The organism is Butyrivibrio sp. AE2032 (assembly GCF_000702965.1).
Genome location: NZ_JNLF01000003.1, coordinates 456,071 through 476,818, shown reverse-complemented (window position 1 = coordinate 476,818; position 20,748 = coordinate 456,071). Strand labels below are relative to the sequence as shown.

Below are 20,748 nucleotides of genomic sequence, written 5' to 3'. Positions count from 1 at the left end.
TACTAATGCTTGGGAAGGACTTTTGCGATGATAACAATAGATGAATCGTGCCATGTATATATATTGTCATTGCATGTGAGAACGGGAGGGCCACAAACGCTTCATCAGTTATTATGTGGATTAAAAAAAAGAAAAGCGAATGTTTCCATGGTATATATGAGTGAAGCATCTATTTTGAAAGGAGCTGAACCACTTTATGCCTTGTCAGCATTGGATATCGCCAATGAAATAGATGACGATTATAAGAATATAATGATTGTACCAGAGGTGCTGACTAATATACTTAAAGACTATAAGCGAATAAGAAAGGTGGTGTATTGGCTTTCGTTGGATTTTTATCTTCAAAAGAATATATCTAATTGTGCAAAGATAAAAATGAGAATATGGGAACTTCCCACAATATTATATCCCATAATATACATATATTTATTCTTGAAAAATAAAGACAAAATTGTTGAAGATGATAGTTTTTTTTTGGATGCTTTTCATTTGTACAATTGTGAATATATTGCTGAGTATCTTCGAAAGGTTGGGGTATCAGATGAAGATATGTATTATCTTTGCGGCCCTTTAGATGATGCATACATCCAGCAGGATAGGATTCTGGAGAAAAATAACAGTATTGTAATAGCTGCTAATCGGGCAAAATGCAGTCCTATTTTGGTGAAGGCTGTTAAAACTGCTATACAGAAAAAAAGAAAAGATATTATTATAGTTTTGCTTAACAAAATGAGTAGTACGCAGGTGGCAGATGCGTTAAGATTTGCTAAAGTGTATATCGATTTGGGAATGTTCCCTGGTCCAGAGCGTATGCCAAGAGAAGCAGTTGCGCTTTGGTGCAATATTCTAATATCCAACAAAGGAGCTGCATCTAATTCTATTGATTATCCTATATATGAAGAGTATAAAGTGAATGCTACTTTAAAAAACACTAGGAATATTGTTGAGAAGGCTATACAAATGTTGAATGAGTATGAAGAACACGTTCATGACTTTGATAGATTAAGGGGCAAGGTAAATATGCAACCTGAAATGTTTGAAGAGGGGATTGATAAAATTTTTGATGTACATTTTTAAGAAACTGAAAAGTGCCAGGGCTAATGATGATTTACGCTCTTTTAAAAGGATAATTATCAGAAGAACGACTAAATTGTTTGCTAGAAATATAGATTTAGTCAGTTTTCATAATGTTGGGATTGTAAGCTTCGATGTTTTTGGAACGCTACTATTGAGAGGTGTTTCTCAACCAGAAGATGTATATGATCTGGTTAGCAAAGATCCTGCTTTTAGACAGCGTAGAATTGAAGCAGAACGAAAAGCTCGGAAAAGAAAACAATGTGAAGAGGTGACGATTGATCAGATTTACGAGTTTTTACCAGGTTATAATAGCGATGAAGAGATAAATGCTGAAATCAACAATGTTGAAGCAAATTCATCTGTTAAGAAGATATTTGATTGGTGTAGAGAAAGTGGCAAAAAAGTAATAATTATTTCAGATATGTATTTGCCTAGGACTGTTATTGAGTTAATGCTATGTAAAGCTGGCTATGATATAGAGGGTGTTAACATATATGTATCTTCAGAATATGGATTGACAAAACGTTCTGGAAAGCTCTTTAAAACAGTGATTAAGAATGAAAGAAGTAATGCAAAAGATATAGTGCATATAGGAGATAATCTTATATCAGATTATATTATCCCCAGATTACTTGGTTTACGTGCAAGAATAGTATAAAAATGGAAATAATGAGTTTTTTACCGAAATGATGTAAATCAATATGGAATAATTATGTTGGTGCAAGATGTTATGGTTTTGACAAAAAAAATGAAAAAGTTAATTTAAGAAGGGAATAGGATGGAAAAAAAAGTAAGCATTAAATCAAATTTCTTTTTTAATGCTTTTTATCAACTTATCAACATATTTGTTCCACTTATAACAACTCCATATCTTTCGCGTGTATTAAAAGCTGAAGGCCTTGGAGAGTATTCATTTGCATACTCTGTGGCTTATTATTTCTATGTCTTTATTAGACTTGGACTGCATTCTTATGGAAATAGATCCATAGCTTATGTAAAGGATGATAGGATCCAGCTATCGAGGATTTTTTGTTCAATTTATGCGTTTCAGTTGTTCCTTGGCATTATAGTTTCCATTACTTATTTTTTTTATGCATTGCTTTATGCGCCAGAAAGGAAGCTGGCGATGATCTTTTGGTTGGTTGTTATAGCTGGGACCATTGATCTTACATGGTTTTTGTATGGGCTTGAAGAGTTTCGTACAACCGCCATTCGTGACGTAGTTGTAAAGCTTTTTACTACGGTATGTTTATTTACATTTGTTAATGATATCACTGATGTATGGATTTATGCATTGATCTATAGTATGGGATTCATAATCAGTCAGATTGTTGTTATACCACTAGTCATAAAAAGAGTTAATTACATTAAGCCAACAATATATGAAATAAAAAGTCATATTAAACCAAACATTATTCTTTTCTTGCCAACCATTGCAATAAGTATCTATAAAGTTATGGACAAGATTATGCTTGGAATTTTAGCTTCAAGTGTTGAATTGGGATATTATCACTGTTGCGAAAATATAATACTTGTTCCGCTTGCTCTTATTACTGCGCTAGGAACCACAATGCTACCAAGAATGTCAAATATGCTAGCATCTGATACTGTGCAAACGGAAATGGATAATATTTTTACCAAGTCTGTTACATTTGCAATGTTTACCTCATCATCAATGTGCATTGGAATAATGACTGTAGCTAAAGAGTTTGTTCCAATCTTTTATGGGGCTGGATTTGAAAGGTGTATTGAATTATTTTATATTATTCTTCCAAGCTGTATTTTTTTGGCTTTTGCAAATGTTATAAGGACACAGTATCTATTGCCTCGCAAATATGACATGATTTATGTTGTTTCTTTGTTTACAGGAGCAGGTATAAACTTGATTTTAAACCTATTACTAATTCCGCGGTTGGCATCTGTTGGTGCAGCTATTGGAACACTGGTGGCAGAGATGGTGGTTTGTCTTATTCAAGCTGGTTGTGTTTATAAAGAGGCAAGAATTGGAATTTGTTTTAAAAATTCTATTCCATATGTTATATCGGGAGTAATTATGTTCATCATGCTACATGATTATGTAGTACCTTTTGATAATGATATTATGGCTTTGATAATTAAAATCATAATTAGTGGAGTTGTGTATTTAATAGTTCTTGGGGGAATAATTCTTGTGGAGAGATTGCTTAAATTGTTTAAGGTTGGCAGTGTGGCTAAGTAGCGATATTGGTGACAGTTACCAAAGGTGGGTGGTTTTATTAAGCCAAGAGATTACTTTTTATACCAAGTGAATCTTATGTGTAATGAAGCTAATACAAAGAGATATATTGTTTAGTGACCTTGTGAGTGGCGATAGAAATTTATACAAAAAAAGCACATCAAGGAGGATGCAATGGCAGTATACAAATGCAGAGTTTGTGGGTACATATTTGATGAAGAAAAAGAGGGCAAGAGCATCAGAGATATTGACGTTTGCCCGAGGTGCAAGCAGCCGGATGAGCGGTTTGAGCTAGTGGAAGAGGATAAACATAAACGGGAAAGAGATAGCTCTTTTACCATAAAAATAAAAGGGAATATAGGAGACAGGATTAAAATGAAGGACAATAATTGTGGATACTGTGTAGGAGGAGAGCCTCTTGCAAAATTTGGAATCAAGATATGTGACCTTGAGGTGAGTCAGCTCATTCTTTTTAAGGAGCAGAGCCATCCGGGCAGATGTATTGTGGCGTATAAGGACCATGTCAGCGAGATTGTGGATATTTCCGATGAGGAGAGAAATGCGTTCTTTGGTGATGTGAACAGGGCTGCTAAGGCTATTCATAAGGCATTTAATCCGGATAAGGTAAATTATGGAGCATATGGAGATACCGGATGTCACCTGCATATGCATCTGGTGCCCAAGTACAAGGACCAGTACGAGTGGGGCGGGGTTTTTGAGATGAATCCTCAGAAGGTGTTTTTGAGCGACGAAGAGTATGAAGAAATTATCGAGAAGATCAAAGGTTGTCTGGAGTAAGGGATAGTTAAAGGCCACAAGCATGTGCTTGTGGCCAGTATTATATTACGTTATTGTTCTGCCAGAACAGCTTCTTTTTCAGCATCAGCCTGCTTGAAGAGATCATCGATTTCATAAGGCAATAATTGCATCTGAGCCTTGAGGTGAGAGCGAATGTCTTCATCAGGAATATTATGACTACGACTGAAAAGAATAAATCCTAATCCAGCTTCAAGTTTGACATCAGTACGAATATGATCTTCTCTATCCCACTGTTTCATATAGTTAATGGTTACCTCCGGTTTTTTCTTTACCTGTGTAACAATGGCTTCAATGTCGTTATTCAAAGTTGACGGCTTTTCTCCTGATAAGATATATTTTAGCATTTCCGTTAGCTTTTTTCCTTGCCGCATCTTCTGTGATGTGGGAAACTGATATTAAATTATTTGTTTGCATTAAAAATCCTTTCTGAGTATTTATGGTACCTAAATGTAAAAGGAAAACGAGGTTTTTTCTTTGAGAGATTATAGATTCGATAATTTAAAGGGCATAATGATCTTTCTGGTACTGTTCTGTCATTTCATTGAAGCAATGTACGCTTCATGGCAAGATGACCTGGTTACTAGATACTTGGATTTTTTTATATATCTTTTCCATATGCCTGTTTTTGTTTTTATTTCGGGATACTTTTCAAAAAAGTGTGATTCTGAGAATTATTATAAGAAAACCATAAGCAATTACCTCATACCCTATTTATTGTTTAATTTCATATATGGTCTGATTGACTTTGGAGGGAGTGTTGGTGGTAGTATTGCGGGAATCCTGTATCCAAGGTGGACCCTTTGGTTTTTACTTAGCCTGTTCATGTGGAAGATAATGGTAAAACCATTTTCAATGTTTAAGGGAGCATTCTGGTTATCTGTGTTGATTTCTTTGTATGTAGGATTTACAGGAATGGAAGTGTTTATGTCCCTTTCAAGAACGTTCTGCTTCTTTCCTTTTTTCTTGGCAGGCTTTCTTATCCCTGAGCAATATATAGAAAAAGTAAGGAGCCTTAATAAGGGATATGCTGTTTTGGCTCTTGCTTTTGCGTGTGGAGCTTTGATACTGATTCAAATACTTGGAGTTGAGATATCTGCGTTGCATATGTCTTTGCCATACGACAAAACATCAGATATAGCGCCAGCCGGAGAACGGTTGCTTATCTTGGTCACAGGATTTGTATGCATAGCAGGACTGGTTATGGTCATAACAGACAAAAAATGTATTATTTCAACGATTGGAAAAAACAGTATTATTATCTTTCTTATCCACTCAGGTATATTTCGAGCGCTTATTAAAGCTTTCCCAGATAGTATCAGCAATGGTCGCGTGTGCGTGGGACTTGCAGCGCTTTTCTCAGCGATTGTGTGCCTCCTTTTTGGAAATGAGTTTTGTGCCAGATTATATCACGCTGTTATGAATCGAATTTCAAGTGTATTATTGAAGGCGTAAAAGTTGAAGGGAATTAATTCATGAAAAACAACGACAAGACCAACGTAATGCGTGTTTTAGACAGCAAGAAAATAGCGTATATAAGTCATTCCTATGAGCCGGATGCCACTATGACCGGCGAGGAGATTGCAAAGGTGCTGGGGGAGGATGCTGATAAGGTGTTCAAGACCCTGGTGACGCAGGGGAAGAGCGGAGGCTACTATGTGTTTGTGATTCCTGTGAAGGCGGAGCTGGATCTTAAGAAGGCAGCTAAGGCAGCAGGGGAGAAGTCGATTGCGATGATAAAGCAGAAAGATCTTTTGCCGCTGACGGGGTACGTTCATGGGGGATGCTCACCGGTTGGGATGAAGAAGCAGTTTCCAACTTTTGTGCACGAGACAGCTAAGGGGATGGAAAAGATATTTGTAAGTGCCGGGAAAGTGGGCTTTCAGGTGGAGCTATCACCCGCTGATCTTCAGAGCGTGGTAAGACTCGAATTCGCCGACATCGCGGAGTAATCCGTCAGATGCAATCAGGCGATTAAATGCAGCCTTGGTTAACCCGGGCGAATATCACCGACCAGAGTCACGCAGAACGATGCCAGTGCCATAATTTCTTTTTCGCATAATTATGCCGTCGTGTCTTGCATTAAACCACCATAAATTGATACAATCTATGTATGTACACCGAAGTCTTCGACTTCGTAATACATGTACCATTGAAGCAACTAATTGGCAGCGGAACCATTAACCAGAATCACCAGGAAAGGAGAACTGGCTATGAAGTATGTATGTAATGTTTGTGGATATGTTTATGATGAGGCAGCAGGGGATCCGGATAACGGCATTGCTCCCGGAACCAAGTGGGAAGATCTTCCGGAGGATTTCGCTTGTCCGCTCTGCAGCGTAGGTAAAGATCAGTTTTCAGCAGAAGCTTAAGAACATGGAGCAGCTCGGTTGAGCTGCTTCATTTAATATAGGAGGACTTCGATGAAGATAATTCAGTTAGTCAGCGATGATTTTGAAGATTTAGAGCTGTGGTGTCCGGTTATGCGCCTACGGGAAGAGGGCATACAGGTTGACCTGGTAGCAGAGAAAAAGGGCGATTACAGAGGCAAATACGGCGTTCACTGTGAGGCCACCAAAACCTTTGATGAGGTGAACCCAAAAGACTACGATGGCGTTCTTGTGCCGGGTGGCTGGGCGCCGGACAAGCTAAGGCGTTTCCCAAAGGTTCTTGAAATCGTAAAGAGCATGAACGAAGATGGCAAGCTAATTGGCGAGATCTGCCATGCTGGATGGGTGCTGATATCTGCTGACGTCCTAAAGGGCAGAAAGGTTACCAGCACTCCGGGAATAAAGGATGACATGACTAACGCAGGTGCTACCTGGCTTGACGAGGCTGTGGTTGTGGACGGTAACATCATATCCGCAAGGCGTCCACCGGATATCCCGGAGTATAACAAGGCCCTGGTGGAATTTTTGAAGAAATAAATACCATCGCACCTGGAACCTTGAAAAGGGCGTGTACATCGATGATCACACCCAGGAGAGCGACGAGCCACAGGGCGGCCACTATGTTCCGGCTCTGTGTCCTCCCATCGCAGAACTGTCATAAAAACAGAATGGAGGCGCTATGAAGACCTTTACTGCAGAACCCCTTATTAAGACCAAATACCTTCTTGGGGAGTCGCCATTTTATGACCCAAGGACCGGGAAGTGCTCATTTGTGGATATCATTGCCGGTAAGCTATATGTCTTTTCCCAGACGGATGATCTTGAATGTACAGACTTCGGACAGCAGATCGGAGCAGCTGTTCCTGGGAAGAATCCCGGTGAATATGTGGTTTGCGGAACCGACGGGCTTTTTATTTATAAGGGAAAAGAAATATCGAAGATCCGCGACATGACTGACTGTTATGAGCCTCATCAGCGCTCCAATGACGCAAAAGCGGATCCCAAAGGGCGCCTTTTCCTTGGCTCATCAGTGTGGCAGGATGGACACGAACCTTCAGGAAACTTGTTTTGCCTGGACAAGAACGGCATTAAAGTAATACAGGAGAACACAAGGATATCCAACGGATTGGCCTGGAGCGCCGACAGGAGTCGATTTTTCTTTTCTGATTCGCCCTATAATGCCATATTTGCCTATGACTTTGACGAGAGCACGGGAGATATTTCAGGCAGGAAGGTACTCTTTGAGGTAAAAGACGGAGTTCCGGACGGAATGTGCATCGACAGCGAGGATAATCTGTGGGTGGCTGTCTGGGGCGGCAGCAGGATTGAGAAAAGAAGCATCGTGACAGGAGAACTGTTAGCAGTTGTGAACGTGCCTGCACAGCACACAACCTCCTGCTGCTTTTACGGTGATAATCTGGATACGCTTCTTATCACAAGCAGCGGTGACGGACTATCAGGTGAGTGCGATGGATATGTCTTTTCCTGCAAGGTAGATGTGAAGGGCTGCGCACCGGACTACGCAGATATCTGAAGAAATGACCGGAATTAGTATTTATGAAAAAGACTACAATTACAATCCTATCAATTTGCATATTAACCCTTACAGCTCAGCTATCAGGCTGTGGGCGGCTGAATCTGTCTGAAGATCAGAAAGAGGCCATCACAGAAACCAAGGACGAGCTGAAGGAAAATGTGTCTGCTGCGGTGGAAGAGCTGTCGAAGTCTGTAGAGACCATCAGCGAGCACACTTTAGGAGCTGAAGATTATTTTAAAGAAAAGAATGAAGACGTCAAGAACGCAGCTAGCGAGGCTATAAGCGCAGCAGAGGCGGGGAGTGCGCTGATGGGCCAATCAACTACAGATGATTCGGCAAAAGAAACTTCGGACGAAGCTGGGTTACTGACTTCCCCTGAAGACATCGCCCTTACTGACGTTGACGGCAATGGCAAGAACTATACCTTCATGTACGATGGCGAGACCTTTAAGGCGCTCTACACCTCTGATAACTGGAAGATTTATAATTCCTACAGGATAACCAATGAGGCAGATATAACCATTATCTGTCAGGCTCTTATTGAGGAGCACCCAATCCATGGCAGTGACCTGGTTTCCTACAGGACTCCGGAGGACATGGCATACGAGTGGATTCAGCACAATATCGCCTATGTTTTTCTTTCAGACGACAGCTCTTTTAAGACAAAGGCAAGAGACGTTGACCTGAATCCCGAAGACCAGGGCAAGTCATTCGAGGAGATCTACAAGGCCAGGACAGGAAAAGAGCTATCGATAGAAGATATCATGAAGTACCTGGGAAACTAAAAAAGGAGATTGCTTATGAAGAATGTTACACTTGGACGTACGGGCATAACCGTCCCTCAGAACGGCTTTGGCGCGCTGCCCATCCAGAGAGTGTCTCAGGATGAGGCAGTTAAGATACTAAGAAGGGCCTACGAAGGCGGAATGCGCTTTTTTGACACCGCCAGGGCTTATACTGACAGCGAAGTCAAGGTTGGTGCGGCTTTCGGGGATGGCTATGTTAAAAGAGATGAGATAATAATCGCAACTAAGACTGGAGCCAAGACTCCCGAGGAATTCTGGCAGCATCTGGAAACTTCGCTGAACAACTTAAAGACCGATTATATCGATATTTACCAGTTCCACCTTATGGGACAGTGCTGGAAGCCGGGAGATGGCACAGGCATGTACGAGTGCATGCTTAAGGCAAAGGAACAGGGCAAGATCCGTCACATCGGCGGAACAGCGCATAAACTGGGAATCGCCAGGGAGCTGATAGAGTCAGGGCTTTACGAGACGGTTCAGTATCCCTTCAGTTATCTGGCTTCTGATCAGGAGGCAGAGCTGGTGAAGCTTGCAAATGCCAATAACGTTGGCTTTATCTGCATGAAGGGCCTTGCGGGCGGCCTTATCACAAATGCTAAGGCGGCAATGGCTTACGTAAGCCAGTTTGACGGCGCAGTTCCCATCTGGGGAATCCAAAGAGAGTCTGAGCTTGAAGAATGGCTTGCTTTCATGGATGAGACCCCGACCTACGATGAGGAGATTAAGGCATTTGTTGAGGCTGAGAGAAAAGAGCTAATGGGCGATTTTTGCCGTGGCTGCGGATATTGCATGCCCTGTACCGTTGGCATTCAGATCAACAATTGCAACCGCATGTCACTGATGCTAAGACGTGCTCCAAGCGAGGGCTGGTTAGGGGAATACTGGCAGACAGAGATGAACAGAATTGAGGACTGCATCGGCTGCGGAGCCTGCCTCTCCAAGTGCCCATACGAGCTGCAGATACCCACACTTCTTCGGAAGAATCTGGAGGACTATCGCGAGGTCCTTGCAGGAAATCGCAAAGTAAATTAAAAGAAATAACCGGAGATATTTAATGTACTTAACTAACGAAAATGAAGACTACATTACAAGGGCTGTGCTGGTGGGGCTTAACACAGGCAGCTCCCAGTCTGATTTTGACAGATCCATGGTGGAGCTGAAGGAACTGGCCCAGGCCCTTGATATTGAAGTTGCGCTTACCACAACTCAGAACCTGCCGGCTCCAGACAGGAGCACCTACATCGGCAGCGGAAAGGTGGAGGAAATCGCATCAGCCCTTGATATGGTAGATGCAAACGTGATCATCTTTAACGATTCCCTGGCTCCAATGCAGGCCAGGAACCTGGAAAAGGCCCTGGATACAGAAGTTATGGACAGGACCGGTCTTATCCTGCAGATCTTTGCCAAAAGAGCTAAGACCAGGGAGGCAAGGCTTCAGGTGGAATATGCACAGCTTCAGTACATGCTGCCTCGTCTTGCCCATATGAAGACTTCTCTTTCCAGGCAGGGCGGCGGCAGCGGAAGGCTCTCCAACAAGGGTGCCGGTGAAAAGAAACTTGAGCTGGACAGAAGGCGTATCGAGCATCGCATGGCGGAGCTTCGAAGAGAGCTGGAGGGCGTTGAAAAGGAGCGCAGTACCCAGAGAGGAAGGCGCTTAAATTCAGGGGTTCCCAAGGTGTCCCTAGTAGGCTATACCAATGCCGGAAAGTCCACCATTATGAACAACCTTCTGCGCCTCTACGGTGATGACAACGAGGAGAAGCAGGTTCTGGAAAAGGACATGCTCTTTGCAACACTGGATACCTCTGTCCGCAGTATAGAACCTAAAGGAAAGCGACCATTTCTTTTAACTGATACCGTCGGCTTCATAAGCCAGCTCCCCCATTCTCTGGTAAAAGCCTTCAGGTCCACCATTGAAGAGGTGAAGTATGCGGATTTGATCCTTGAAGTAGTGGACTTTTCTGATGAGGAGTACCGCTGGCACATGGACGTGACCCGTGACACTTTCGCGGAGATAGGCGTTGAGGACATTCCAATCGTATACGTCTTCAATAAGGCAGACGTGGTGCGGAACGAGCAGCTTGAAAGCGGGCGTCTTGCCATAGAAGTTCCAAGGGCTTCCGGTGACAGGATCTACATCTGCGCCAAGGAGGACGACAGCCTGGAAGCACTGGTGGATCTCATTGAGGAAAAGATATCTGAAAGGCACACAGAGTGCGAAATGCTCCTTCCTTATTCTGAGGCAGCAGCTTTAAGCGAACTGCAAAAGCGCGGACTGGTTCAGAGCACGGAGTATCTGCCTGAGGGAATAAAGGTCATAGCTCTTTTAGACCAGCGTGACATTGGAAGATTTGAAGGTTTCATAGATGCCGGTTAAATTATCAACCTATCTTAAGAAAACATACGGCGAAAAGGTTTACAGACTCTCCCTCTCTTCCGGGTGCGGATGCCCCAATAGAGACGGGAGTATTTGTTATGACAGCAAAAGAGATGATTACTACATTGGGGAGAAAGTCCCTGGAACCCAGGTCATAACCGGTGGTTGCAGCTTCTGCTCAGAGGGCGGCTCCGGGGAGTTTGCTTCAATAGGCACAGACATAGATGCCCAGATTAATGCTGCAAAGGAGCTTGTATGCAGGAAGACGGATGCCCGTAAATTCATAGCTTACTTCCAGTCCTACACAAACACCTATGGCGACGTGGACAGGCTTCGAAAGCTGTATCTAAGGGCTATAAGCCGTGATGACATAGTGGCGCTTTCCATCGGAACAAGGCCTGACTGTCTTGGCCCCGAAGTCCTTTCAATGTTAAAAGAGCTGCAGGCCATAAAACCGGTTTGGGTGGAACTGGGGCTTCAGACGATCCATGAGGCTACTGCCAGGCAGATCAGGCGTGGATATAAGCTGCAGACCTTCGAGGAAAGTTACCGTAAACTCAAAGAAATTGGAATAACGGTTGTTATTCATGTGATCTTTGGACTTCCGGGTGAGACACCTGAAGATATGCTAAATACTATTTGTTATTTGTCGGATATTTCACCTGTTCTTGATGGCATCAAGATCCAGAACCTCCAGGTGATCAAAGGTACTGATATATGCAGGGACTACGAAGAGCGGGGCGAAGAAGCTTTCCACGTTATGACAATGGAGGAGTATACCGATCTTGTGGCGAAGGCGATAGCTCTTTTACCAAAAGAGACTGTAGTGCACAGGATGACAGGAGATGGGCCCCGGAGGCTACTTGTTGCGCCTCTTTGGAGCCTTGATAAAAAGAGAGTTCTCAACATGCTGACAAAGAAGACCAGAGATATTCTTGAATGAGGGAAATGATTTGAAGTATAGCGAGGTTTGCGACGCAAAGTTCATAGAAAGACCCAACAGATTCATTGCAAGGGTGCTTCTCGAGGGAAAAGAACTGACGGTCCACGTTAAGAACACCGGAAGATGCAGGGAACTTTTGATCCCCGGCTGCACAGTGTATCTGGAAAAAGCTGCAAACCTGGAGAGGAAGACACCTTACGATCTTATTGCAGTAGAAAAGGACGGAAGGATAATCAACATAGATTCCCAGGCACCAAATGCGGTGGTAAAGGAGTGGCTTCTGGGGCTTGGTACCTATGACAAGGTTCAGCCAGAGTACAAGTATGGAAATTCACGGATTGATTTCTATATGGAGAAAGGCGATGAAAGGTTTCTCATGGAGGTCAAGGGCTGTACTTTGTTCAGAGACGGAGTGGGATACTTCCCTGATGCGCCAACGGAGCGTGGAGCAAAGCATCTGAGAGAACTGACGGGAGCTCTTAAGGAAGGCTATAAGACCATAGTTGCCTTCGTGATCCAGGGAGAGGGCATCTATGAAGTCAGGCCTAACGAAGAAACAGACCCTGAGTTCGCTAAAGCGTTTCACGAGGCAAAGAATGCAGGAGTGGAGATCCTTCACCTTCCTTGCGCCGTTTCAGCTGACGAGCTTATAATAAATGATAATATTTCAATTAAGATATAGGATAAGTATGGAATAAATATGACTAGATTTGAGACGGGCAACAGAGAAGAAGCAATTAAATATAAGTTTACGTTAAAAGAGTGTGTCTTTGGAGATGCAGCATTTTACAGAAGAGTAGCCATGGTGGCTGTTCCCATGATCATTCAGAACACCTTAAGTAACGTGGTGGGACTATTAGATAATGTCATGGTGGGGCAGCTTGGAACCAATTCCATGTCCTCGGTGGCAGTAGTGAATCAGCTTCTGTTTGTCTTTTACCTTTGCATTTGGGGATCACTGGCAGGAGCTGGAATCTTCAGCACCCAGTTCTTTGGAAAAGGTGACATGGACGGAGTGCGCTACGCCATAAGGTTTAAACTGCTGGATGCCATTGTGATCATGGTGATCGCGGGAGTTATCTTTTTTAACTTCGGATCGAACCTTATATCCTTGTATATCACTGCTGATACGCCCCAGGCTGACCGGCTGGAGATTATGGGACTGGCTGTAGCATACCTCAGGATCATGATGATCGGACTGATTCCTTTCAGTCTGACCCAGGTTTATGCCAGCGCCATGAGAGAATCGGGAAAGACAACGCTTCCCATGGTGGCCAGTATGATCGCCATGGTGGTGAACTTTGTGTTCAATGTACTTCTTATCTTCGGTGTAGGGTTCTTCCCACGACTGGAGGTCAGAGGTGCTGCGATAGCAACTGTTATTTCAAGATTTGTGGAATTCGCCATTGTGCTTATCGGAGCCCACAGGCCGGGTTCACAGTATGGATTCTTTAAGGGGCTGTACCACAACTTTAAGATTCCTGTAACGCTGATATGGCCCATACTGTCCAAGTGTCTGCCCCTTCTTTGCAACGAGTTTTTGTGGAGCCTTGCCCAGGCTAGCCTTCTTCAGGCCTACTCAGTAAGAGGCGTTCACGTTATAGCAGCCATGAATATCAGTGGTACTATATCCCAGATATTCAACGAGGTATTTTTGTCCATTGGAAACTCTACGGGAATCATAGTAGGGCAGGAACTTGGGGCAGACAGGCTGGTTTCAGCCAGAAGATGTGCCTGGAGAATGGCATCATTAAGCATCATGAGCACCTTTGTAATGGGATCTCTTTTGGCTTTGGCAGCACCAATAATTCCGCAGATCTACAACACAACCCCTGAAATCAGGCATCTCGCAACCAGTTGCATTTTGGTTGTGGCAACAGCAATGCCCATAAATTCTTACGCGAATGTTTCCTACTTCACCATGAGGTCCGGCGGAAAGACAGCTATCACCTTCATATTTGACAGCTGCTTTGCCTGGGCAATTTCAGTTCCTACAGCATATATCCTCAGCAGATTTACGAATCTTCCGGCCCTGAACATCTTTATGATCGTGGCCTATTCCGAACTGCTGAAATGCATCATCGGCTTCTGCCTTGTACGAAGCGGAGTCTGGGTAAGAAACATAGTTAAGAACGCATAAAAAAGAGGCCCTTGCGTTGTTCGCATTGGGCCTCTTCACTCAACCTTAAACTATGGTTTGCTATCTTATGGAGTTACGTACTTGGCCATGATCTCCAGAAGTTCCGCCTGCTCTTCCTCGGAGAGGTTCTCCTGAGCATATTTCATAAGGCCTGCTGAGTCTCCGCTAGAGATGTAGGACTGAACATCTGATATAGAATCTATGCTGACGTTGTCTGCGATGATCTCGGTTACTGTATCCTTGTCCTCTTCTGACATGGAATCAACAACCTCTTTTACTACGCCGCCTTTCTGCTCAACATATGTATCAAGGGCTTCACTGACAATGGCCTTCTTGATAGGGTTAGCAGTAGACTTCCTGGTGACCTTTGCAGTTTCGGTAGCTTCAACTGTTGTTTCAACATCCTTCTTTATTGAATTCTTGCCTACAAGGAAGATTCCACCTATGGCAAGAATGACTGCGAGTGTTATGGCAAATGACTTAGCGGCTTTCATGTTATTATCCTTTCACATTTCTTTAATGTTGCTTTTAAGTTTTTGATATATAGTATTCTTATAACTTAAAAGATTATAGGCTTCCTTTGTGGATATGTCAAAAGAGGATCACGAATGCTTATTACAAAAAAGACAAGTAAACATCATAAAATACAGGCGCTTTTCTTTGCTATGCTGCTGCTAATTTCAACTTTATGTAGCGGATGCGGCCAGAACAATGATGCAGAAACAACGCTCACCATCACTTGCCTTAAAGCAGGAGCGGCGGATGCTTTTATTCTGATGACTGAGGATCACGTGACCATCATAGATACTGGTCTTGACAGTAAGTCTGACAGGCTTCTGAATTTTCTGAATGAACAGGGCGTCACACGAATTGACGAGATGATCATAACTCATTTCGACAAGGATCATGTAGGCGGAGCAGATCACATCCTGGATAATTTTGAAGTAGGAACTGTATACACCACCTATCACAGCAAGGTATCAGACGATATCACTAACTACCTGATTGCTTTGAAAAATGCAGGCCTTCAGGAAACAGAAGTGTCTGAGGTTACATCCTTTCATGTAGGAGATATTTCTTTTACCATATATCCACCTGCCAGAAAAAAGTACTCTGAAAAGACCAGCAACAACTCTTCTATTGTAATCAAAGTGACTCTTGGAGAGAATTCCATGCTCTTTGCAGGAGATGCGGAGGCAGAGAGAATAGAAGAACTCTTGGCTACAGAAGACCTTCAGTCCACAATCCTCAAGGTCCCTCATCACGGAAGATATGCAGAAAACTCTGCAGCCCTCATCGAATATGTCAATCCTGAATATGCCATCATAACCTCAAGTAAATCAGACCCGGAAGACCAGGAGGTACTGGATATCCTCGCCCAGAACTCCGTTACTACCTATTTGACTCGCGATGGCACCATTACCATAGAAATGACATCTACAGACATCACTATTACTCAGTAAGATCAAGAGATTAGGATGCTCCCACGCCATCAGAAAACTACCCTTCCAATTTCTGCCTAAAAATAGTAGAATTGTTATGCTATGGACTTATTTGAATATATGCGCGAGAGCAATATGGAAAAAGAATCTCCGCTTGCCGCCAGGATGCGCCCCAGGACCCTTGATGAGGTTGTTGGGCAGCAGCACATTATAGCCCGGGACAAGCTTCTTTATCGTGCAATTTCGGCAGATAAGTTAAGTTCCATCATTCTTTATGGACCTCCGGGGACAGGTAAGACCACCCTGGCGAAGGTCATCGCAAATACCACCAAAGCAGAATTTACACAGATCAATGCCACCATTGCCGGCAAAAAGGACATGGAAGAGGTGGTGAATAAGGCCAAGGATAACCAGGGAATGTATGGGAAGAAGACAATTCTTTTCATCGACGAGATACACCGCTTCAATAAGGGGCAGCAGGACTATCTTCTTCCATTTGTTGAGGATGGAACTGTGGTTCTTGTGGGAGCTACCACTGAGAATCCTTACTTTGAGGTGAACGGGGCGCTTATTTCCAGGTCCATTATTTTCGAACTTAAGCCACTGACCAGCGATGATATCAAGATATTGCTGAACAGGGCTGTTACAGATACAGAGCGTGGCATGGGAGCCTATAAGGCGGTTCTTGAAAAAGACGCTGAGGAGTTTTTGGCGGATATCGCTGACGGGGATGCGAGACATGCGCTGAACGCCATTGAACTGGGCATCCTCACCACAGACAGAAGTGAAGACGGGCTTATCCATATCACCAGAGAGGTGGCCCAGGAATGTATACAGAAGAAGGTCGCCAGATACGACAAGGACGGCGATAACCACTACGACACCATCTCAGCCTTTATAAAGAGCATGCGTGGTTCAGATCCTGATGCTGCGGTTTATTACCTGGCAAGGATGCTTAATGCAGGAGAGGATCCTAAATTCATAGTAAGGCGTATGATGGTCTGTGCCTCAGAGGATGTGGGAAATGCAGATCCTCAGGCGCTTCAGGTAGCAGTGGCAGCATCTCTTGCAGTTGAGAGGCTCGGAATGCCGGAAGCCCGGATAACACTGGCCCAGGCAGCTTCCTATATCGCTACTGCGCCAAAGAGCAACGCATCCATTGTTGCCATAGACGACGCCCTTGCTACAGTGAGGGAGACGGGAAATCTCCCAATCCCGCCACATCTTCAGGATGCTCATTATAAGTCAGCAGCAAAGCTTGGCCATGGAATTGGCTACAAGTATGCACATGACTACCCTGACAACTATGTGAAACAGCAGTATCTGCCCTACGAGCTCAATGGAAAAGAGTTCTACAGCCCTTCGGGGAATGGCTATGAAGTCAGGATCAAGGAGCATATGAAAAGACTCCGTGAAAGAGATCAATAATAAAGCGCTTTGTTTATTTTATGAGGGATAAATGGAAAACAAAAAACGCAAAAGATACACAGGTAAAAAGGCTCGCCACAACAGAAAAGTAGTCATATACGCCGGCGCCGGTGCTCTGGCTTCGCTTATATTGGTTGGAACCCTGGTGACCTGGCTCCTTATTAGCAGCAAGAACAACGCTGTGTCTCAGGAGCAAACTGCCACCGAGGAAGAGCAGGAGGCAATCTTTGAGGCTTCTTTGGAGGCTGAAGAGGAGAAGAACTCCGAATATATCAGCGCCGACACCATTGACGCCATTATAGCGGCAGGAAAAGAGGTATCGAAAGCTCTTTCTATGCGTCCTGCCATGGTGGATATGACTCCTGAAAACACAGCAGAGTTTGCCACAATCGAGAGCAGGATCGTGGATTCCTCCAGGGTGCAGATCTCTGTAAAGTCCGAGGGCATCCCGAAGAGTGACGACAAGTACTATTACCTTTTTGAGGAAGCTACCTACGAGGACTCTCTTTCTGAAGACAGTGAGCCCATCGACAAAATATATAAGAGTGATGATACCTCTTTTAGCCTGGATCTTAATAAGGGCACAGCAAACTCAAGACTGTTCTCCAAGTTCCAGGTCGCAGTTAAGCTAAATGACGAGTATGTCACCGTCAGCCACGCAAAGTACATTACAAACCCTGAGGCCTGCGCAGGCTACTGCTACGCAGGGATGCCACATGATTCCATTAAGGGAATACTTCCGGATCCTCTGCGTATCAATGAGCTTTCTGAGCTTGGCTGCGAGTACGCTACCTACAATATTCCCTTAAGTCACATCCTTGTTACTTCCGGGGGAATCCCTTATACCTACGGGGGAGTTACCTATCATTTCAACTCCCAGATCATGAACGATTATGACAATCTGTTCAAGCGTCTCAACCACATGGGTATTGATGTTGCGGCAATCGTGCTTAACAATGCCAGCACCTCCACATATCCCGAGTTTACTCATCCAAGCGCAAGAAGCGGCTCTACAGCGCCCTATTACATGTTCAACGCTGCGGAAGACAGAGGCGTCAAGGCTATTGCAGCTGTTGGAAGCTTTTTGGCAAATCGATACTCAGGATCAGGTCATGGCAATGTAAGTATGTGGATTTTTGCCAATGAAGTTAATGCCAGACGAGAGTATAATTACATGAAATACACGGATGTAAACACCTACACCATCGCCTTTACCAGAGCCTTCAGGGTGTTCTACAACTCCGTCGTTAGCCAGAATTCAGCAGCCAAGGTTTACATGTCCGTGGACCAGCGCTGGACCTATAATACCGAGAAGACAGGAGATTATGATGCAAAAGACCTTTTGGACATCTTTGCAAAATCCCTGTCGGAGTATGGCAACATTGACTGGGGCCTGGCTGCCCACCCATACTCGTTCCCTAACGGTAATACAGCTTTTTGGAAGTCCTCAAAGTATGTAAATCACACAGAATCTACACCTTGCATCACCATGGATAACATAGAGGTTCTGACAAATTACATGAAAAAGGACTTTATGCTTGATACATCAGGAAATGTAAGATCCATCATTCTTAGTGAGATCGGTTATTCTTCAACCTCCGGTCAGGCTCTCCAGGCAGCAGCCTTTGCCTATGCCTACGTGAAGATGGAGCAGAACGGCTATATTGATGCCCTTATGCTCTCAAGGCAGACGGATGCGGCAGACGAGATAGCGGCTCTTGGCCTTGCTCTGGGACTTCAGACCACCGGTGGCAGTAAGAAACAGATCTGGAATACCTTCAAATACATCGACACAGACAAAAGAAGCGAAGCAATATCTTTTGCCTATGATATAGTTGGGAAGACCTTTTAGTTCGTAGTGGAGGAGTAAAGTAATGACAAACGCAGAGAAAGCACTGAAGCTTCATGAAGAGTGGCAGGGGAAGCTGCTCACAACATCCAAGGCACCGGTCAAGACCAGAGAAGACCTGGCGCTGGCCTACACACCCGGAGTTGCAGAGCCCTGTAAGCTTATAGCACAGGATAAAGAGCTTGCCTACAAATACACCATTAAGTCCAACACAATTGCAGTTGTTTCTGACGGAAGCGCTGTTCTTGGACTTGGAAACATCGGTCCTTACGCAGCAATGCCTGTTATGGAGGGCAAGGCAGTTCTCTTCAAGGAGTTTGGCGGAGTCAACGCAGTGCCTATCTGCTTAGATACTCAGGACACTGAGGAGATCATCAAGGCTGTGACTTATCTTGCTCCCGGTTTTGGCGGCATCAACCTGGAGGATATTTCAGCTCCAAGATGCTTTGAGATCGAGGAGAGGTTAAAAGAGATACTGGACATTCCCGTGTTCCATGACGACCAGCACGGTACAGCCATTGTTGTCCTGGCAGGAATCATCAACGGACTTAAGGTTGTTGGCAAGAAGAAAGAGGACTGCAAGGTAGTTGTAAACGGAGCAGGAAGCGCAGGAATTGCTATTACAAGACTTCTTTTGACCTATGGCTTTAAGAACGTGACCATGTGCGATAAATCCGGAATCCTTCATAAGAACTCCGAGGACCTTAACTGGATGCAAAAGAAGATGATGGATGTGACAAATCCTGACCAGCTCACAGGTTCCCTGGCTGATGCCCTTAAGGGAGCAGATGTTTTCGTAGGTGTTTCAGCACCTGGAATTGTTACAAAGGAAATGGCATCCCAGATGAATAAGGATGCAATCATGTTCGCCATGGCCAATCCAGTTCCTGAGATCATGCCTGACCTGGCAAAGGAAGCAGGAGTAAGAGTCATCGGAACAGGCAGAAGCGATTTCCCTAACCAGGTCAATAACGTTCTTGTTTTCCCAGGCATCTTCAAGGGTGCGCTGGAAGCAAGGGCTAAACAGATAACAGATGATATGAAACTGGCTGCAGCGGTGGCACTGGCTTCACTGGTCCCCGAGGAGGAGCTTAGCGATACGAACATCCTTCCTGAGGCCTTTGATCCAAGAGTTGCAGATGTAATAAGCGCCGCTGTAAAGGCACACGTAGTAGATTGATTGGAGTAATTTTAAATTGAGTTCCCAGTACCTGACCCTTTATAAGATGATAGTTCTGTACATGCTAAAGCGCAGCGATGTACCTCTTTCCAAGTCCCAGATCTATGATTTTATCCTGGAAAAAGAGTATACGAATTTCTTGACGCTGCAGGAGGTATTCAGTGAACTTGCCTCCCAGTCCCTTATCAGCGAAAAGACCATGGCTAACAGAACTTATCTTGAGATCACCGATGAAGGTGCCCAGACCTTAGAGTTTTTCGGCAACAGGATAAATCCTTCCATCAGGCAGCAGGTGGATGAGTACATGGAAGCAAACAGCATCAGGATCCGCAATGAAGCAGCTATTCAGGGAAATTACAGGAAGACCGGTGAGAATGAGTATCTGGTACACCTGACAGCCATAGAAAACGGCCAGAGCATCTTGGAGCTTAAGATACCGGTTCCCACTGAGGAGATGGCTCAGAAGATGATGGACGAGTGGAAGGTCAAGAACCAGGATATTTATCAGTATCTCTTTTCCCAGCTCCTGTGATGATAATGCTTGAATG

22 protein-coding genes are annotated in these 20,748 nt (G+C 44.1%); 20 read left to right on the top strand and 2 right to left on the bottom strand.

Going from position 1 to position 20,748, the window contains the following annotated elements; genetic code table 11:
• Positions 1-27: 27 nt before the first annotated feature.
• From BO18_RS32395 to BO18_RS03760, 4 genes are all read left to right on the top strand, one after another.
• The gene (locus tag BO18_RS32395; protein ID WP_051688483.1) at positions 28-1,077 is read left to right on the top strand and encodes a hypothetical protein; all 1,050 of its coding nucleotides are present in this window, start codon (positions 28-30) and stop codon (positions 1,075-1,077) included.
• Positions 1,078-1,150: 73 nt separating this feature from the next.
• Positions 1,151-1,735 carry an HAD-IA family hydrolase gene (locus tag BO18_RS03770; RefSeq protein ID WP_185752343.1) on the top strand — a complete coding sequence of 195 codons (585 nt, stop codon included), beginning with the start codon at positions 1,151-1,153 and terminating at the stop codon, positions 1,733-1,735.
• Positions 1,736-1,855: 120 nt separating this feature from the next.
• Entirely contained in the window at positions 1,856-3,295 is a 1,440-nt protein-coding gene (locus tag BO18_RS03765; protein ID WP_034443715.1) for an oligosaccharide flippase family protein, read from the top strand.
• Between the two features lie 372 nt (positions 3,296-3,667).
• The gene (locus tag BO18_RS03760; RefSeq protein WP_034447003.1) at positions 3,668-4,090 is read left to right on the top strand and encodes an HIT family protein; all 423 of its coding nucleotides are present in this window, start codon (positions 3,668-3,670) and stop codon (positions 4,088-4,090) included.
• 50 nt (positions 4,091-4,140) lie between these two features.
• On the opposite strand, the gene BO18_RS03755 is transcribed toward BO18_RS03760, so the two are convergent.
• Positions 4,141-4,416: a hypothetical protein gene (locus tag BO18_RS03755; RefSeq protein WP_185752342.1), complete on the bottom strand. Its 276-nt coding sequence runs from the start codon at positions 4,414-4,416 to the stop codon at positions 4,141-4,143.
• A gap of 169 nt (positions 4,417-4,585) precedes the next feature.
• On the opposite strand from BO18_RS03755, the gene BO18_RS03750 reads away from it, so the two are divergent.
• From BO18_RS03750 to BO18_RS03700, 11 genes are all read left to right on the top strand, one after another.
• Positions 4,586-5,563, top strand: coding sequence for an acyltransferase family protein (locus BO18_RS03750; RefSeq protein ID WP_034443710.1), 978 nt, complete (start codon positions 4,586-4,588; stop codon positions 5,561-5,563).
• A gap of 20 nt (positions 5,564-5,583) precedes the next feature.
• On the top strand, positions 5,584-6,060 hold the full coding sequence (gene ybaK, locus BO18_RS03745; protein WP_034443708.1) for a Cys-tRNA(Pro) deacylase: 477 nt from the start codon (positions 5,584-5,586) through the stop codon (positions 6,058-6,060).
• 261 nt (positions 6,061-6,321) lie between these two features.
• Positions 6,322-6,480 carry a rubredoxin gene (rd, locus tag BO18_RS03740; protein ID WP_034443705.1) on the top strand — a complete coding sequence of 53 codons (159 nt, stop codon included), beginning with the start codon at positions 6,322-6,324 and terminating at the stop codon, positions 6,478-6,480.
• 51 nt (positions 6,481-6,531) lie between these two features.
• Positions 6,532-7,035 carry a type 1 glutamine amidotransferase domain-containing protein gene (locus tag BO18_RS03735; RefSeq protein ID WP_034443702.1) on the top strand — a complete coding sequence of 168 codons (504 nt, stop codon included), beginning with the start codon at positions 6,532-6,534 and terminating at the stop codon, positions 7,033-7,035.
• 142 nt (positions 7,036-7,177) lie between these two features.
• Positions 7,178-8,032, top strand: a complete 855-nt coding sequence (locus tag BO18_RS03730) for an SMP-30/gluconolactonase/LRE family protein (RefSeq protein ID WP_051688482.1) — start codon at positions 7,178-7,180, stop codon at positions 8,030-8,032.
• Between the two features lie 23 nt (positions 8,033-8,055).
• Positions 8,056-8,820 (top strand): hypothetical protein, encoded by a 765-nt coding sequence (locus BO18_RS03725; protein WP_034443699.1) that lies wholly within the window; start codon positions 8,056-8,058, stop codon positions 8,818-8,820.
• 15 nt (positions 8,821-8,835) lie between these two features.
• Complete coding sequence (locus BO18_RS03720) at positions 8,836-9,873, top strand: aldo/keto reductase (RefSeq protein WP_034443696.1); 1,038 nt, start codon at positions 8,836-8,838, stop codon at positions 9,871-9,873.
• 22 nt (positions 9,874-9,895) lie between these two features.
• Entirely contained in the window at positions 9,896-11,218 is a 1,323-nt protein-coding gene (hflX, locus tag BO18_RS03715) for a GTPase HflX (RefSeq protein ID WP_034443694.1), read from the top strand.
• Positions 11,208-12,161 carry a TIGR01212 family radical SAM protein gene (locus BO18_RS03710; RefSeq protein ID WP_034443691.1) on the top strand — a complete coding sequence of 318 codons (954 nt, stop codon included), beginning with the start codon at positions 11,208-11,210 and terminating at the stop codon, positions 12,159-12,161. The genes hflX and BO18_RS03710 overlap by 11 nt, the downstream gene beginning before the upstream one ends.
• 10 nt (positions 12,162-12,171) lie before the next feature.
• Positions 12,172-12,843 (top strand): DNA/RNA nuclease SfsA, encoded by a 672-nt coding sequence (gene sfsA / locus BO18_RS03705; protein ID WP_034447001.1) that lies wholly within the window; start codon positions 12,172-12,174, stop codon positions 12,841-12,843.
• 18 nt (positions 12,844-12,861) lie between these two features.
• A complete protein-coding gene (locus BO18_RS03700; RefSeq protein ID WP_051688481.1) occupies positions 12,862-14,301 on the top strand; it encodes an MATE family efflux transporter in 1,440 nt (479 codons plus the stop codon).
• 65 nt (positions 14,302-14,366) lie between these two features.
• Here the strand turns inward: BO18_RS03700 and BO18_RS03695 are convergent, their stop codons facing one another.
• On the bottom strand, positions 14,367-14,795 hold the full coding sequence (locus BO18_RS03695; protein WP_034443688.1) for a hypothetical protein: 429 nt from the start codon (positions 14,793-14,795) through the stop codon (positions 14,367-14,369).
• Positions 14,796-14,909: 114 nt separating this feature from the next.
• Here BO18_RS03695 and BO18_RS03690 point away from each other — a divergent pair, with 114 nt between their 5' ends.
• The 5 genes from BO18_RS03690 to BO18_RS03670 all read left to right on the top strand — a co-directional run bounded on the left by BO18_RS03690 (position 14,910) and on the right by BO18_RS03670 (position 20,732).
• Positions 14,910-15,764 (top strand): ComEC/Rec2 family competence protein, encoded by an 855-nt coding sequence (locus tag BO18_RS03690; protein ID WP_051688480.1) that lies wholly within the window; start codon positions 14,910-14,912, stop codon positions 15,762-15,764.
• Between the two features lie 81 nt (positions 15,765-15,845).
• Positions 15,846-17,171, top strand: a complete 1,326-nt coding sequence (locus BO18_RS03685; RefSeq protein WP_034443685.1) for a replication-associated recombination protein A — start codon at positions 15,846-15,848, stop codon at positions 17,169-17,171.
• A 31-nt stretch (positions 17,172-17,202) separates the two neighbouring features.
• Positions 17,203-19,023: a DUF5722 domain-containing protein gene (locus BO18_RS03680; RefSeq protein ID WP_034443683.1), complete on the top strand. Its 1,821-nt coding sequence runs from the start codon at positions 17,203-17,205 to the stop codon at positions 19,021-19,023.
• A gap of 22 nt (positions 19,024-19,045) precedes the next feature.
• A complete protein-coding gene (locus tag BO18_RS03675; RefSeq protein WP_034443681.1) occupies positions 19,046-20,200 on the top strand; it encodes an NAD(P)-dependent malic enzyme in 1,155 nt (384 codons plus the stop codon).
• Between the two features lie 16 nt (positions 20,201-20,216).
• Positions 20,217-20,732: a DUF4364 family protein gene (locus tag BO18_RS03670; RefSeq protein ID WP_051688479.1), complete on the top strand. Its 516-nt coding sequence runs from the start codon at positions 20,217-20,219 to the stop codon at positions 20,730-20,732.
• The last annotated feature ends 16 nt before the right edge of the window (positions 20,733-20,748 follow it).